Raw genomic sequence first — 13,621 nt, 5'->3', positions numbered from 1 at the left:
TCAGCCTTCGTGTAACAGCGCACTGCGGAATGACAGGATGTGCGCCTGTGCAGCACTGGCGGCGGCGTCGCTGTCCTGTGCGGCCAACGCGCTGATAATCGCCCGGTGTTCATCGATAACTTCCTGCATATGCCCTTCCCGCGACAGCGTGCTGGCCCAGAAACGTTGGGCTCTGGCGTGCAGTACGCTCAGAATATCCGTCAACATGTTATTCCCGGCGATCTGCGCCAGCTCCTGATGGAATTGATGATCCAACGTCATCATCCGTACCCGGTCACGATCCAGGCTGGCGGCTTCAATCTGCTGATTCAGCGCGTTCAGTGCGGCAACCTGTGGTTGGGTGATCTTGGCACTGGCCAGGCGCATACACAGCATTTCATTGGCCAGCCGGACATCAATCAACTCTAACGCATCGTCTATCGACAGCGGCGAGACCATCACCCCTTTGCGCGGGATCACCTGCAGCAAGCCCTCATTCGCCAGACGGTGGATCGCCTGATTGATCGGTGTCCTGCCCATATCCAGTTCACCCATTACCTGCGCGGTATTGAGGTATTCACCCGGTTTGTAACTTAACGTCACCAATGCCTGCTTGAAGCGGCGGTAGGCCACTTCATTAAGTGACAAACCGGCTTCCTCTGCTACCGGGAACCCTCGATCTTCTGCGTCAATGGTCTTCACATACTACTCCTGCAAGAAGAAATTTTTAGACATGGTACACAAAAACGTCACATGGCAGTCGCTTAGTTGTTAACTGAAGATATAGTGAAATTTCACACTATTTTAACCAAAGGGACACAATTGCCATGAGGCTGACCTTTACTTTACCAGAAACCTGTAGTGCCAAGACGCTGGATGCTGACATCGATCATCTGGTCATCGCTGGTTGGACCGGTCGTGATTATAAGGCAATTCAACATCATATCCAGGAGCTGGCCGAGCTGGGCGTCCCTCAACCCAGCAGCGTCCCGCTGTTTTACCGTGTGGCGGTTAATCAACTTAGCCAAGGCGAATGCATCGAAGTGATCGGCGAGGCGACCTCCGGCGAAGCGGAACCGCTGATTTTCAGCCATGGCGGCGAACTGTATGTCTCATTAGCGTCCGATCATACCGATCGTCAGTTGGAAGTACACAGCGTAGCACTGTCCAAGCAGATCTGCGTTAAACCGGTAGCGCGTGCTGCCTGGCCGTTACACGAAGTGAGCGATCACTGGGACTCCTTGATCTTGCGTTCATGGATAAAGGAAAACGGCGCGTTTCAGCTTTATCAGCAGGGGACTCTCGCCAGCCTGCGCACCCCCGGTGACTTGCTCGAACGCTATCTGAGCGGGCAGCAACTGCCAGAAAGTGGCATGACGCTCCCCCAGCTACCGAGTGACGGCTTGGCAATGACCTGCGGCACGGTGGCGGCGATCGGGGGGATCCGGCCATCAGCCGAGTTCCGTATGGAACTGGTGGATGAGGTGTTGGGGCGCACCATTGCCCATAGCTATCGCAGTATCGAACTGCCGGTGGTGGCGTGATGGCTAAGTTAACGCTTGTGCAGGCCGCCGCCGGGTTGGCCAGTGGAGAGTTTACCTCTAGGCAGTTGATCGCCGATGCCTTGGCGAAAATCGCCGATCCGCAGGGGGAAGGGGAGCGAACTTTTACTCAGGTGTATGCCGATTGGGCACAACAGCAGGCGCTGGCGGCCGACCAACGTCGCGCGGCAGGCAAATCTTTGTCTCCATTGGATGGCGTGCCGATCTCAATCAAAGACCTGTTTGACGTGAGTGGACAGGTGACTACTGCCGGTTCTCGGGTGCTGGCTGGTGCTGCGGTGGCCAAGAAGCACGCTGCGATAGTGGAGCGTCTGTTGCAGGCGGGAGCTGTAGTGATCGGTAAAACCAACATGACCGAGTTTGCCTACTCCGGGCTGGGTATCAATCCGCATTTTGGCACTCCAGCTAACCCCTGGGATCGCGCTAACCAGCGTATACCCGGTGGCTCATCTTCCGGTGCGGCGGTCGCGGTAGCCGACGGTATGTGCTGCGGTGCCGTTGGCAGTGACACCGGGGGATCGGTACGTATTCCGGCCGCTTTCTGTGGATTGACCGGCTATAAGCCTACCGCCCGTCGAATTGCCAGCGGTGGACTGCTGCCGTTGTCGCCTTCGCTGGACTCAATCGGGGTGATTGCTCATGACGTTGCCAGCTGTATCGCACTGGATGCGGCAATCGCCGAACAAGCGCTACGGCCTGAGTCACCCTCCTTGGCGCAGGCACGTTTTGCCGTTCCGCAAACGCTAATGCTGGATGGGTTGGACGAAGAGGTTGCAGAGGCGTTTCAGCGTGCCTTGAAACGTTTGGCTCAGGCCGGTGCGCGGATTGAAGCTATCCCTTGCAGTGAATTTGCCGAATTGGCGGAGATCAACGCTGCGGGTGGTTTTACCGCACTGGAGTCTTGGCATTGGCACCAGTCGTTGATTGCTGAAAATGCCGAGGGTTATGACCCGCGAGTGCTGTCACGCATTCGTCGTGGCCAGCCGTTGGGCGAGAGCGATCTTCAGCAGCTACGGCAGTTGCGTGCCAGTTGGCAACAGCGGGTGACGGCCAGGGTGCAGGGCTTTGACGCCTTGTTGATGCCAACCGCGCCGCTGATAGCACCAACCCTTGCCGAACTGGCAGAGGACGACGAAGCCTACTTCGGTGCCAACGGTGCCGCGCTGCGTAATCCTTCCGTAATCAACTTCCTCGACGGCTGTGCGTTATCACTACCCTGCCAACGGCCAGGTGAGGCCCCCGTTGGCCTGATGGTGGCCGGATTACCCATGCATGACCAGGCGCTGCTGGGTTGGGCGCTGGCAATCGAACGTTGCCTTGCTGACGCGTGATTTTTCGGCAGGGTGCCGCCTTGCCTTACTGACTCTACCAGGAGAATACCCATGACCGGTTCCCCGAACGGAATGCTGTTTGTTGCAACGGATGTCGCCGCGCAGGATGAGGCGGATTTCAATCAGTGGTACGACCGTGAACATGTAGAGGAGCGGGTGCGTGTTCCCGGTTTTCTCTCCGGTACGCGCTATCAGGCGCTACAGGGTGGGCGTAAATACCTTGGGCTGTATAAGACCGCCTCCCTGGCCAGTTTTACCTCCCAGGCCTATCGCAACGCTTTTACCCAACAGACGCCGTGGTCGGTTGCCTGCCTGGGCAAGATGCGCGATCCCATGCGCCGGGTCTGCACGGTTGAAGCCGTCACCGGCCAGGGCAGCGGTAGCCATCTGAGCATCATCACTCTGGCACTGAGTGAGAAGGATGTTCTGAAAAACGATGTTAAGCACATGGGTTCCGTGTTGGCTGAACAGCCGGGTTTTGTGCACAGCAGCCTACTGTTGCCAAACGCCGAGCTCAGTTCACCGCTTCCGCAAGAGTCGCGGGAAAATCGTCAGCTGTTACCTATGGTGTTGATCGAAAGTAGTAGCGCAGAGGCGGGGCAGCGCTTGAGTGAGCTGGCTTACCACACGTTGAAAATCCCTGCTGGCGAGGCGGTGCATTACGCACTTGGCTGGCAACTGACCTCACAGGAGCTGGCATTATGAATACGTCCACCACTGAAACGCCGATTGTGGACTTATCGGTGAAAGATCACGCCGTCGATCCTCCTAAAACCGGCAGGCTGGCGGCAGCCAGTTCGATAGGCACCGCGCTGGAGTGGTATGACTTCACCGTTTACAACATCATGGCTGCCTTGATTTTCAACCATGTTTTCTTCCCGTCATTCGATCCGCTGGTCGGCACCATTCTGGCGTTTTCTACTTATGCGGTCGGCTATGTTTCACGGCCCATCGGCGGCATCGTGTTCGGGCATCTTGGTGACGTACTGGGACGGCGTTTTGTGTTGGTTGCCACGCTGGTGATCATGGGCGTGACCACCACGCTGATGGGGTTACTGCCCGGCTATGCAAGTTGGGGGATTTGGAGTCCGTTGTTGCTGGTGGCACTACGTTTCATCCAGGGCATTGCGCTGGGTGGGGAGTGGGCTGGAGCCGTGCTGCTTTCGATGGAACACGGTAAGCCACATCAGCGTGGGCGTAACGCCTCATTTGCGCAGGTCGGTCCCTCCTGTGGTTCGCTGATTGGCACCGGGCTGATCGCGTTGGTGACCATGGCGATGTCGGCAGACGATTTCCAACAGTGGGGCTGGCGCATTCCGTTCCTGTTGAGCCTGGTGTTGGTGATCTTTGGCCTGTGGCTGCGCCGTGGGGTTGGGGAAACACCGGCGTTCCTGAAATTGGAAGCGTCGAAGGATGTTACCCATTCGCCGATCCGCGAGGTTTTCACCCAACACCCACGTTCGCTGCTGATCGCCGGTGGTTCGCGCATTGGCTCCGACGTGCTGTACGCGTTGGTGGTGGTATTTACCCTGACTTACGTGACCACGGTGCTGAACCTGCCACGGCCACTAGCGCTGACGGCCACCATGCTGGGGGCGATAGGCAACGCGATTACCGTACCGATGTTTGGCGCCTTATCCGATCGCTTAGGCCGCCGGCCAGTGTATATCGGCGGGGCACTGGCGGGGATAGTCTGGGCATTTGCCTTCTTCGTGTTGCTCGATAGCAGTCAGCCGGTGTTGATTTGTACCGCAGTAGTGATTGGCTTGCTGATCCATGCGGCGATGTTCGGCCCGCAGGCGGCCTTTATCACCGAACAGTTCCCGACCAAGGTGCGTTATGCTGGTTCTTCGCTGGCTTATACTCTGGCGGGGATCGTGGGAGGTGGCTTTGCGCCGTTGATCATTGCTTCGTTATTCACTTCTTTTGACAGCACGCTGGCGATATCGGCCTACGTTGTGCTGGCATTGCTAATTACCTTGTGGGCGTTGCTAGCTGCCCGGGAAACAGCGCATAAACCGTTGTAAATACAGCTGCCGGGCGGATAATCGCCCGGCTTGCCGTCACAGGATCACAAAATCTCCAACACCTGCTCTGGTGGCCTGCCAATGCGGGCTTTGCCGCCTTTGACCACGATTGGGCGTTCGATCAGTTTCGGATTGCTCACCATCGCTTGCAGCAGTTGTTCTTCGCTCAGGGTTTCATCCGCCAGATCCAGCTCCTTGTAGAGATCTTCTTTCTTGCGCATCAATTCGCGGGCAGAAGTGAAACCAAGTTCTTGTAACAGCTTTTTCAACTCGGCGACGGAAGGAGGCGTATCCAGATACAGCACCACTTGCGGTTCGACGCCATGCTGTTCCAGCAGTGTCAGCGTCTCACGGCTCTTCGAGCAGCGCGGGTTGTGATAAATAGTGACGTTTTTCATCTTTTCTCTTTCCTTGTTCAAATCAAGTGCGTTGGAACTTGCTGAAGGTTCTTTGCAACTGACGCAGTTGGTCAATCCGCGCGTCGTAGCGAGCCTGTTTCAGGCTGCCCAGCTTTTGTAATGAGCTGGCGTTGCTGAGCAAACCTATCGCCTGATCCAGACGGCCTGCCAGCGCCAGGCTTTCTGCCCGCGCGGAGAGTTCTTCATCGCGTAGACCTTGGGCAGCACTGGCCTGAGCCAGCAGATCCCAGCCGTTAGGATCGTTCGGATGGGCAAAGGTATAACGGTTGAGGATTTTTGATGCTTGAGCGGGTTGATTGCCCTCAACGTAGGCGTTCGCCAGGTTGAGCAGCAACACCGGGTTATTGCTTTGCGCCGCATTGACCGCCTCAAGGCGAGCAATGGCCTGAGCGGCTTTATTCTGACCCAGATCGATGTCGGTCAGCAGGTCCAGCATCCAGACGTTTTTCGGATCTTTTGCCAGCAGTGGCTGAATAAGATTGCGCGCTTCGTCGTATTTCTTGGCTTCATAGAACAGGATCGCCCGGCCATATTTGGCGGCTATTTGCTCGCGAATGTTGCCTTTGCTGTAAGTGTCCAGCAGGTCTTCGCTCAGACCATAGCCTTCCGAGCTGTACATGCCCAGCGTACGGACCCGCGCTAGCAGATAGTCTTGACTGGATTGCACCAGTTGGCGTGGCATTTGGTTGGCGCGGTTGCGGGCGTCCGAAAGCCGGCTGTCTGGCAACGGGTGCGTCAGCAGCATTTCCGGTGGTTTTGAGGCGTAGCGGGACTGATCGGCCAGCCTTTGCAAAAAGTCTGGCATCGCTTCGGGATCGAACCCGGCGCGCTGCAATACCTGAATACCGATACGGTCAGCCTCTTGTTCATTTGCTTGGGTGAAGCTGATAATCCCCTGCTGCGTTCCTGCCAGCGTACCGCTCAGCGCCGCCATGCCCATGGTTGGGTTGGCCATCGCCAGCAGGATAGAGCCCAGTGCACCCACCCAGGTCAGTGGCGCGTTGCGTTGCTGGTCTTCCATTGCGCGGGCCAGATGGCGCTGGGTCACGTGTGAGATTTCGTGTGCCAGGACCGAGGCCAGTTGGCTCTCGTTGTCGGTTTCACGGAACAGGGCTGAGTGCAGCACCACGTTGCCGCCAAAGAAGGCAAAGGCGTTGATCTCGTCGTTACGGACTAGAAAGAAGTGGAACGGGGTGCGTACCGAATAGGCGCTGGCGACCAGCCGGTTACCCAACTGGTTGATATACTGGGTCAATAGCGGATCGTTGATCAACGGGGCGCTAGCGCGTAGCTGCCGCACGTAAAAATCGCCCATGGTCAGTTCCTGGCCGATGCTCAACGTCCCCCCTGCGGAAGTCCCCATATCCGGCAGCTGGTCTTGCGTTTGGGCGTTAACCGGCGCCAACGCAGAGGTGCAAAGCGAGCCGAGCAGCAGGACAGTTAGCGCTGTTTTAGTCAACCGGATGGTCATAGTCAGGTCATTCCCTCAATAAAGTCATCAAGTAAGACGTCAGTATCAGATAAGAGTTCTTCTTCCGTGCCAGACTCTCCAGTACAATCAGCGCGAAAGTGCGTTGGCTCACAAAAATGCATTTTCAGGGGATCGTGCGCCTGAGCGGCAAAACGCTATCACATCATAGCCAGCCACAACCCACATTGAAACGCTGCACGGTGATAACCGGGCTAAAATTATTTAAAAATCATGTCATACCTGCTCGGCCGCATAGGGATTGGCGAGCCTCACCCCCCATTGATGGAATAAGGAGCAATCTCTGATGTTGGAGTTGTTATTACAGTGGTACCGACGTCGTTTCACCGATCCACAAGCTATTGCGTTGCTGGTGATCCTGGTTGCCGGGTTCTGCATCCTTTATTTTTTTCACGGTATCTTGACCCCCTTGCTGGTGGCGCTAGTGCTTGCTTACCTGCTGGAGTGGCCTACCGTACGCCTTCAACGCCTGGGATGTTCGCGTACCTGGGCGGCAAGTATCATGCTGATCGTGTTTGGCGGTATTGCCATGCTGTTGGTCTTCGTGGTCGCGCCAACCGCCTGGCAGCAGGGCATCAACCTGATGACCGATTTACCGGGCATGCTCAATCAGTTCTATAACTATGCGGCGACTTTGCCGACACGCTACCCGGCGCTGGTGGATGCGGGCATCATTGATATGATGGCGCAGAACCTGCGTGAGCGCCTGTCGGGCATGGGAGAATCGGTGGTGAAATTCTCACTGGCCTCACTGGTTGGGCTGCTGACTCTGGCCATCTATCTGATCCTGGTCCCTTTGATGGCGTTCTTCCTGCTGAAGGACAAAGAGCAGATGATCAATGCGGTGCGCCGTGTGCTGCCGCGCAACCGTGGGCTGGCAGGGCAGGTATGGATCGAGATGAACCAGCAGATCACCAACTATATTCGCGGCAAGGTGTTGGAGATGGTGATCGTCGGGGTGGCGACCTATCTGGTGTTCTTCATCCTGGATATGCGTTATTCCCTGCTCTTGGCGGTGTTGGTCGGCCTCTCGGTGCTGATCCCATACATCGGCGCAGTGCTGGTGACGATCCCGGTGGTGGTGGTGGCCATGTTCCAGTGGGGCATTGGTGCCGACTTCTGGACGCTGATTATCGCTTATCTGGTAGTGCAAGGCTTGGATGGCAACCTGCTGGTGCCGATCCTGTTCTCAGAGGCGGTCAACCTGCATCCGCTGGTGATCATTCTCTCGGTGATTATCTTCGGCGGTCTGTGGGGGTTCTGGGGCGTATTCTTCGCCATCCCATTGGCGACGCTGGTGAAAGCCGTGATCCACGCCTGGCCGGATGACATGCTGGTGGATGTGGGTGATGAAGTGAAGTGAGAAAAATAAAGCGCAGCAACCGATGCTGCTGCGCTTTACCCTTTACTGCTGCAGGTAGTTCAGAACGATTTCGTGGTGATTGGTGGTCTTGAAATCATCGAACACTTTCTCAACCTTGCCGTCGGTGCCGATCAGGAAGCTGATACGGTGAATGCCGTCATAGGTTTTGCCCATGAAGGTTTTCTCGCCCCAAACGCCAAACTGCTGAGCTACCTGATGATCTTCGTCGGATAGCAGCGTGAAATTGAGCAGTTCTTTCTCAACAAAACGCGAGAGCTTTTCGGGTTTATCGGTGCTGATACCCAGCACTTCGACGCCCGCCTTTTTCAATTCATCCATGTTATCCCGTAACCCGCAGGCTTGCACGGTGCAACCTGGCGTCATGGCTTTGGGATAAAAGTAAACCAGTACTCGTTGTCCCTGGAAGTCGGCCAAGTTAATTTCCTCGCCATCCTGGTCGAGTAAACTAAATTTCGGCGCTGTATCACCGGCTTTCAATGGGCTCATAACTACTCTCCATCTCTCTCATCATGCTGTGGATAGTTCACCACGCTAATACTGCCTTGCGCATTCAATTCTGTACATAGGCGATAAAAGGCTTGTTCAATATTTGTGGCATCCTGACCGCCGGAACTGTGAGCGGTGATCTGAATATAGAGCTGCGAGGGCTGCTCACCTTTTGCTGGCTGAGTCCGTGACACCAGCTCGGCAATGTTCATCTGGCTCGAATCAAACAGGCCGGTAAATCGCTCGATGATATGCGGAGAGTCTTTCACCTCAACCTGTACCCACACTGTAGCGGGCATTGGCGGTCTTTCTTGCGAGTTTGTGCGTTTCATCACGATCAGTAAATCCAGCTCGGCGCCTTTTTGCGGCAAAGTGGATTCGATCAGGGTAATCGCGTTCCAGCTACCTGAAAGCAGCATGATGAAGGTGAACTCTTCACCCAGCATGGCCAGACGGCTATCTTCGATATTGCACCCGCAGCTACTGACGTGGCGGGTGATGGCGTTGACGATACCGGGGCGATCGGCGCCCAGTGCGGTGATCACCAGATAGTGTTCATCAGGCTTAGGCAAAATGCAGCTTCCTGTCGTACTGAATGGGGTTACCATGGTAAACACAAAAAAAACCGCCTGCCAAGCGCTTAGACACGTTGTTTGCTTGCTTTTGGATAGGTGACAAAAGTACCATGGGTAACTTGTTTGTGAAGGGGACGGCCAATGTTTACGGGAAGTATTGTTGCACTGGTTACGCCGATGGACACCAAAGGTGCTGTCGATCGTGCGAGCCTAAAAAAACTGATTGATTATCATGTAGCCAGTGGGACTGCGGCGATCGTTTCCGTAGGAACTACCGGTGAGTCCGCCACGCTGCCCCATGACGAACATGTGGACGTGGTCTTGCAGACGCTGGAACTGGCCGCAGGCCGTATTCCTGTGATCGCCGGCACCGGTGCCAACGCTACCAGCGAGGCTATCTCACTGACGCAGCGTTTCAGCAATACCGGTGTCGTGGGCTGCCTGTCGGTCACGCCTTACTACAACAGACCGACCCAGGAAGGTCTGTATCAGCATTTCAAAGCCATTGCCGAAAGCACCGATCTGCCGCAGATCCTCTATAACGTGCCTTCACGCACCGGTTGTGACATGCTGCCGCCAACGATTGCTCGTTTGGCCAAAATTAAGAATATTGTTGCCGTTAAAGAGGCAACAGGGAACTTAAGTCGTGTTAGTCAGATCCAAGTGCTGGTTGATGATGAAGACTTCATTTTGCTGAGCGGCGACGACGCCAGCGGTCTGGACTTCATGCAACTGGGTGGCAAAGGGGTGATTTCCGTGACGGCCAACGTGGCAGCGCGTGAAATGGTCGAACTCTGCCGCCTGGCGGCGCAAGGCAATTTTGCCGAAGCCCGCCGTTTGAATCAGCGCTTGATGCCTTTGCATCAGGATTTGTTTGTAGAAGCAAACCCAATTCCGGTGAAATGGGCCTGTAAGGCATTGGGATTGATGGCAACCGATACGATGCGTCTGCCTATGACGCCGTTGACCGACGCTGCCCGTCCTGTCGTGGAGCGTGCGTTGAAAAGCGCCGGTTTGCTGTAACTCTTAGGGAGATTTGATGGCTTATTCATTGCAAAAGTCGACGCTAGCAACGGTCGTGGGATTAGCGCTGGTGATGACGCTGGCGGCTTGTTCTACCGATCAGCGCTACAAACGCCAGGTTAGCGGCGATGAGGCCTATCTTGACGCCGCACCGCTCAAACCGTTGAGCGCGCCGTCCGGCCTGATCCTGCCGGTACAAACCGGTAATTATGAAGTTCCGGCAAACGCGCAGAAAGGCGCTGTTGGCAAGCAACTGGATATCCGGCCACCGGTACAGCCGCTGGCACTGTTGAGCGGTTCCCGTGGTCAATATGCGGGTGACAGTGGCACGCTGCTGCTGGAAAGCAGCCCGCAGAACGATAACCTGTGGTCGCGTGTAGCCAGCCTGTTGCAGAGCAAAAACATTCCGATCGCCTCACGTACGGATGCCAGCCAAACGCTGACCACCGACTGGGTTAAGTGGAACCGTCTGGATGAAGACAACCAGTACGAAGGCCGCTACCAGATCACGGTACAGAAACAGGGTTACCAGCAAGCGCTGGTGGTGAAAACTCTTGAACTGCGTCAGCAGGGGCAAACCGACAAGGTTACCGAACCTTCTGAAGTTCAGCGCTACAACGGTATGATGATGAACACCATCGTTGAAGGCCTGGATAAGCAGGACAGCCTGTCGAGCAGCCAGTCCGCCAACCGTATTGGCGTATTGGACGTGCAGAGCGGCGCGGATGACACCGGCCTGCCAACGCTGATCGTGCGTGCGCCGTACACGGTAGTGTGGGATCGTTTGCCACCGGCACTGGAAAAACTGGGGATGAAAGTGGGTGACCGCAGCCGTCCGCAGGGTAGCGTTGCCGTAACCTACAAATCCCTGAGCAGCAGTGATTGGGATGCGTTGGGCGCGAAAGATCCTGAACTGAAAGAGGGTGATTACAAACTGCAGGTCGGTGATTTGAATAACCGTACCAGTTTGCAATTTATCGATTCCAAAGGTAAGCCGTTGACCCAGTCGCAGAACGATGCGCTGGTAGCGGTGCTCCAGACGGCTTTCAGTAAAACCAGCGTTAAATAAATACATCTAGGGGCTACGGCCCCTTTTAGACTGGTGACAAACAGCCGAAAAACGTGGTTTTCGACTGTTTGGCGAAGTTCAAAGACAGCATCCTTGGTATTTATCAGCCCTGAACAGGGGGGCTTTTAACGTCAGAGGACTATGTCAGCGGTCTGAGGGGCTATGGCCCCTTTTTGTTTTGCTGATACGGTATCGTTTGCGTCGCAGATTTGGCACAATAGTTATCAGCAAACCAAAGAACTTATCAGGTCAATTTTGTGCCCAGTAGGCTGTCTGGCAGCCGGAAGGTACCATCTCATTGGAGTAAGTTAAGATGCAAAAGCTAGCTGAACTGTATCGCGGCAAGGCAAAAACCGTCTACACCACCGAAAACCCGGATCTGCTGGTGTTGGAATTCCGTAACGATACGTCAGCACTGGATGGTCAGCGCATTGAGCAGTTCGATCGCAAAGGGATGGTGAACAACAAGTTCAACCATTTCATTATGAGCAAGCTGGAAGAGGCCGGTATCCCAACGCAGATGGAACGCCTGCTGTCAGATAACGAAGTGCTGGTGAAAAAGCTGGAGATGGTCCCGGTTGAGTGCGTGATCCGTAACCGCGCTGCGGGCTCTTTGGTCAAGCGCTTGGGTATCGAAGAAGGCTTGCCGCTGAACCCGCCGCTGTTTGATCTGTTCCTGAAGAACGACGCGATGCACGACCCAATGGTGAACGAATCCTATTGCGAAACCTTCGGTTGGGTGAGCAAAGAGCATCTGGCGCGGATGCGTGAGCTGAGCTACATGGCTAACGACGTGTTGAGCAAACTGTTTGACGATGCAGGCCTGATCCTGGTCGATTTCAAGCTGGAGTTCGGCCTGTTCAACGGCGAAGTGGTGCTGGGCGATGAGTTCTCCCCGGACGGTAGCCGCCTGTGGGACAAGAATACCCTGGCCAAGATGGACAAGGACCGCTTCCGCCAGAGCCTGGGTGGCCTGATTGAAGCCTACGAAGAAGTCGCCCGCCGTATCGGCGTGAAGCTGGACTAATCGTTAAATCATGCCCCTCTTCCTATGGTTGAGAGGTCTGCAACTATAGAAGGTTCAGTGGCGGATTTGCGCCAAATCATCTACCCCCTTCTGGATCGCATATCCAGAAGGGTTTGCCAGCCAAAGCCTCACTCAGTTATGTGTCCACAGCGCGTGGGTAAGACTCGTTCATTGTGCACAAATTATTGCCCGCTCGTCATACCCGACTCAAATGCAAAGCGGAAGAGATCGGCATCACGTGATAAGCCCAACTTACGCATAGCACTGGCTTTCTGGGAACTGATCGTTTGCTTGGTGCGATGTAGCTGGGAGGCAATCTCGTTAACTGACAATCCTGAGACATAAAGTCGCACCACCTCCATCTCGCGCTTGGTAAGAGCAAGGTGTGAAGCGGGATCTTGCTTAATACCACTATGGCCTGTGACAAGGTCATTAGTGGGAAAATAGTTCGAACCGGCATAAACCGCATGGATTGCCGAGATCAACTGGCTGGTATGCTGTGTTTTCCCCAGCACACCGTTTACACCGAGCTTCGCCAGTTCTTGCGTTAGAGCCTGGTTTTCCAACGTGGTAAAAACCACGATCTTCAATTGCGGCCTTATCCGTTTGATATGAGTCAACAAACCAATACCATCACCGTATTTACCTCCAGGCATAACGTAATCAGTGACTAACACGTCACATTCCTTACTTTGTAACAATTCGACTAATGCATCGGAATCTATTGCAGTACCTAACACTTCCAAGGTAGGGAGTTTAACCAGTTCATGTACCAATCCTGCGAGTAGTGCGGGGTGATCGTCAGCTAACAAAAGGCGAATTTTCATATTATGGCCACACCTTTTACGTGGGATACTGTAAGTTATTCGAGTCGCAGGAAGGCGGCAAGCTTAGGAACCTTAGGGAGCACGGCCTATCAGGTGGTCAGCGTGAACGCGTACGGTCAACCTACCTACAACTTCAAGTATGACGGGTATAACTGTTCTGGTTAGATGATATACCACATGTAACTAGCATAGGCTTTTTGGGGGAACCTCGTCTAATATTGTTGATGAATTTCGTCTTTGTCTGTTATTCCTTAGATAAGACTAGGATTAGTTCGTTTTTTCCAGAGTAATGTTCCACATATACGTTATATGCCTCATGATGATATTTTTTTACGAGGTCGAACTGTACTTTCGTTCGTTTGTGCTGCCGTGTTAAATCTTCATATAGAGTCTCTCATACGCTTTCGTCGCTACCAGCGACTA

Annotated in this window: 14 protein-coding genes; 8 read left to right on the top strand and 6 right to left on the bottom strand. The window is 54.7% G+C overall.

Going from position 1 to position 13,621, the window contains the following annotated elements; genetic code table 11:
• Entirely contained in the window at positions 1-681 is a 681-nt protein-coding gene (locus tag WN53_RS00325) for a GntR family transcriptional regulator (RefSeq protein ID WP_024484904.1), read from the bottom strand.
• A 125-nt stretch (positions 682-806) separates the two neighbouring features.
• On the opposite strand from WN53_RS00325, the gene WN53_RS00320 reads away from it, so the two are divergent.
• From WN53_RS00320 to WN53_RS00305, 4 genes are read left to right on the top strand one after another with little or no spacing between them, the layout of a single operon-like run.
• Positions 807-1,523: a DUF2848 domain-containing protein gene (locus WN53_RS00320; RefSeq protein WP_024484903.1), complete on the top strand. Its 717-nt coding sequence runs from the start codon at positions 807-809 to the stop codon at positions 1,521-1,523.
• Positions 1,523-2,872 (top strand): amidase, encoded by a 1,350-nt coding sequence (locus tag WN53_RS00315; RefSeq protein ID WP_024484902.1) that lies wholly within the window; start codon positions 1,523-1,525, stop codon positions 2,870-2,872. Before WN53_RS00320 ends, WN53_RS00315 begins: the two co-directional genes overlap by 1 nt.
• Positions 2,873-2,923: 51 nt before the next feature.
• Positions 2,924-3,577, top strand: a complete 654-nt coding sequence (locus WN53_RS00310) for a DUF4286 family protein (RefSeq protein WP_024484901.1) — start codon at positions 2,924-2,926, stop codon at positions 3,575-3,577.
• The gene (locus WN53_RS00305) at positions 3,574-4,899 is read left to right on the top strand and encodes an MFS transporter (RefSeq protein ID WP_024484900.1); all 1,326 of its coding nucleotides are present in this window, start codon (positions 3,574-3,576) and stop codon (positions 4,897-4,899) included. Before WN53_RS00310 ends, WN53_RS00305 begins: the two co-directional genes overlap by 4 nt.
• Before the next feature lie 44 nt (positions 4,900-4,943).
• On the opposite strand, the gene arsC is transcribed toward WN53_RS00305, so the two are convergent.
• Both arsC and bepA read right to left on the bottom strand, forming a co-directional pair.
• Complete coding sequence (gene arsC, locus WN53_RS00300) at positions 4,944-5,297, bottom strand: arsenate reductase (glutaredoxin) (RefSeq protein WP_024484899.1); 354 nt, start codon at positions 5,295-5,297, stop codon at positions 4,944-4,946.
• 22 nt (positions 5,298-5,319) lie between these two features.
• The gene (bepA, locus tag WN53_RS00295) at positions 5,320-6,789 is read right to left on the bottom strand and encodes a beta-barrel assembly-enhancing protease (RefSeq protein ID WP_024484898.1); all 1,470 of its coding nucleotides are present in this window, start codon (positions 6,787-6,789) and stop codon (positions 5,320-5,322) included.
• Between the two features lie 304 nt (positions 6,790-7,093).
• Here bepA and WN53_RS00290 point away from each other — a divergent pair, with 304 nt between their 5' ends.
• Positions 7,094-8,170: an AI-2E family transporter gene (locus tag WN53_RS00290; protein WP_024484897.1), complete on the top strand. Its 1,077-nt coding sequence runs from the start codon at positions 7,094-7,096 to the stop codon at positions 8,168-8,170.
• A 42-nt stretch (positions 8,171-8,212) separates the two neighbouring features.
• On the opposite strand, the gene bcp is transcribed toward WN53_RS00290, so the two are convergent.
• Positions 8,213-8,677 (bottom strand): thioredoxin-dependent thiol peroxidase, encoded by a 465-nt coding sequence (gene bcp, locus WN53_RS00285; RefSeq protein ID WP_021178751.1) that lies wholly within the window; start codon positions 8,675-8,677, stop codon positions 8,213-8,215.
• A gap of 2 nt (positions 8,678-8,679) precedes the next feature.
• Positions 8,680-9,285, bottom strand: coding sequence for a glycine cleavage system transcriptional repressor (locus WN53_RS00280; RefSeq protein WP_071784392.1), 606 nt, complete (start codon positions 9,283-9,285; stop codon positions 8,680-8,682).
• Between the two features lie 108 nt (positions 9,286-9,393).
• Between WN53_RS00280 and dapA the strand changes: the two genes are divergently transcribed.
• The 3 genes from dapA to purC all read left to right on the top strand — a co-directional run bounded on the left by dapA (position 9,394) and on the right by purC (position 12,371).
• On the top strand, positions 9,394-10,275 hold the full coding sequence (dapA, locus tag WN53_RS00275; protein ID WP_021807111.1) for a 4-hydroxy-tetrahydrodipicolinate synthase: 882 nt from the start codon (positions 9,394-9,396) through the stop codon (positions 10,273-10,275).
• A gap of 16 nt (positions 10,276-10,291) precedes the next feature.
• Positions 10,292-11,344: an outer membrane protein assembly factor BamC gene (bamC, locus tag WN53_RS00270; RefSeq protein ID WP_024484895.1), complete on the top strand. Its 1,053-nt coding sequence runs from the start codon at positions 10,292-10,294 to the stop codon at positions 11,342-11,344.
• 313 nt (positions 11,345-11,657) lie between these two features.
• Complete coding sequence (gene purC, locus WN53_RS00265) at positions 11,658-12,371, top strand: phosphoribosylaminoimidazolesuccinocarboxamide synthase (RefSeq protein ID WP_021178747.1); 714 nt, start codon at positions 11,658-11,660, stop codon at positions 12,369-12,371.
• 182 nt (positions 12,372-12,553) lie between these two features.
• On the opposite strand, the gene WN53_RS00260 is transcribed toward purC, so the two are convergent.
• The gene (locus WN53_RS00260) at positions 12,554-13,198 is read right to left on the bottom strand and encodes a response regulator (RefSeq protein WP_024484894.1); all 645 of its coding nucleotides are present in this window, start codon (positions 13,196-13,198) and stop codon (positions 12,554-12,556) included.
• Positions 13,199-13,621 lie beyond the last annotated feature (423 nt).

The organism is Serratia fonticola, assembly GCF_001006005.1.
GTDB classification, from domain to species: Bacteria; Pseudomonadota; Gammaproteobacteria; order Enterobacterales; family Enterobacteriaceae; genus Chania; species Chania fonticola.
This window is presented reverse-complemented; position numbering and strand designations above follow the sequence as displayed.

Excerpts from the sequence above, each read along its gene's own strand:
- bepA (WP_024484898.1), bottom strand. The coding sequence starts at position 6,789 with ATGACCATCCGGTTGACTAAAACAGCGCTAACTGTCCTGCTGCTCGGC.
- bamC (WP_024484895.1), top strand. The coding sequence starts at position 10,292 with ATGGCTTATTCATTGCAAAAGTCGACGCTAGCAACGGTCGTGGGATTA.
- WN53_RS00320 (WP_024484903.1), top strand. The coding sequence starts at position 807 with ATGAGGCTGACCTTTACTTTACCAGAAACCTGTAGTGCCAAGACGCTG.
- WN53_RS00260 (WP_024484894.1), bottom strand. The coding sequence starts at position 13,198 with ATGAAAATTCGCCTTTTGTTAGCTGACGATCACCCCGCACTACTCGCA.
- WN53_RS00280 (WP_071784392.1), bottom strand. The coding sequence starts at position 9,285 with ATGGTAACCCCATTCAGTACGACAGGAAGCTGCATTTTGCCTAAGCCT.
- dapA (WP_021807111.1), top strand. The coding sequence starts at position 9,394 with ATGTTTACGGGAAGTATTGTTGCACTGGTTACGCCGATGGACACCAAA.
- WN53_RS00315 (WP_024484902.1), top strand. The coding sequence starts at position 1,523 with ATGGCTAAGTTAACGCTTGTGCAGGCCGCCGCCGGGTTGGCCAGTGGA.
- WN53_RS00305 (WP_024484900.1), top strand. The coding sequence starts at position 3,574 with ATGAATACGTCCACCACTGAAACGCCGATTGTGGACTTATCGGTGAAA.
- WN53_RS00290 (WP_024484897.1), top strand. The coding sequence starts at position 7,094 with ATGTTGGAGTTGTTATTACAGTGGTACCGACGTCGTTTCACCGATCCA.
- arsC (WP_024484899.1), bottom strand. The coding sequence starts at position 5,297 with ATGAAAAACGTCACTATTTATCACAACCCGCGCTGCTCGAAGAGCCGT.
- purC (WP_021178747.1), top strand. The coding sequence starts at position 11,658 with ATGCAAAAGCTAGCTGAACTGTATCGCGGCAAGGCAAAAACCGTCTAC.
- WN53_RS00310 (WP_024484901.1), top strand. The coding sequence starts at position 2,924 with ATGACCGGTTCCCCGAACGGAATGCTGTTTGTTGCAACGGATGTCGCC.
- bcp (WP_021178751.1), bottom strand. The coding sequence starts at position 8,677 with ATGAGCCCATTGAAAGCCGGTGATACAGCGCCGAAATTTAGTTTACTC.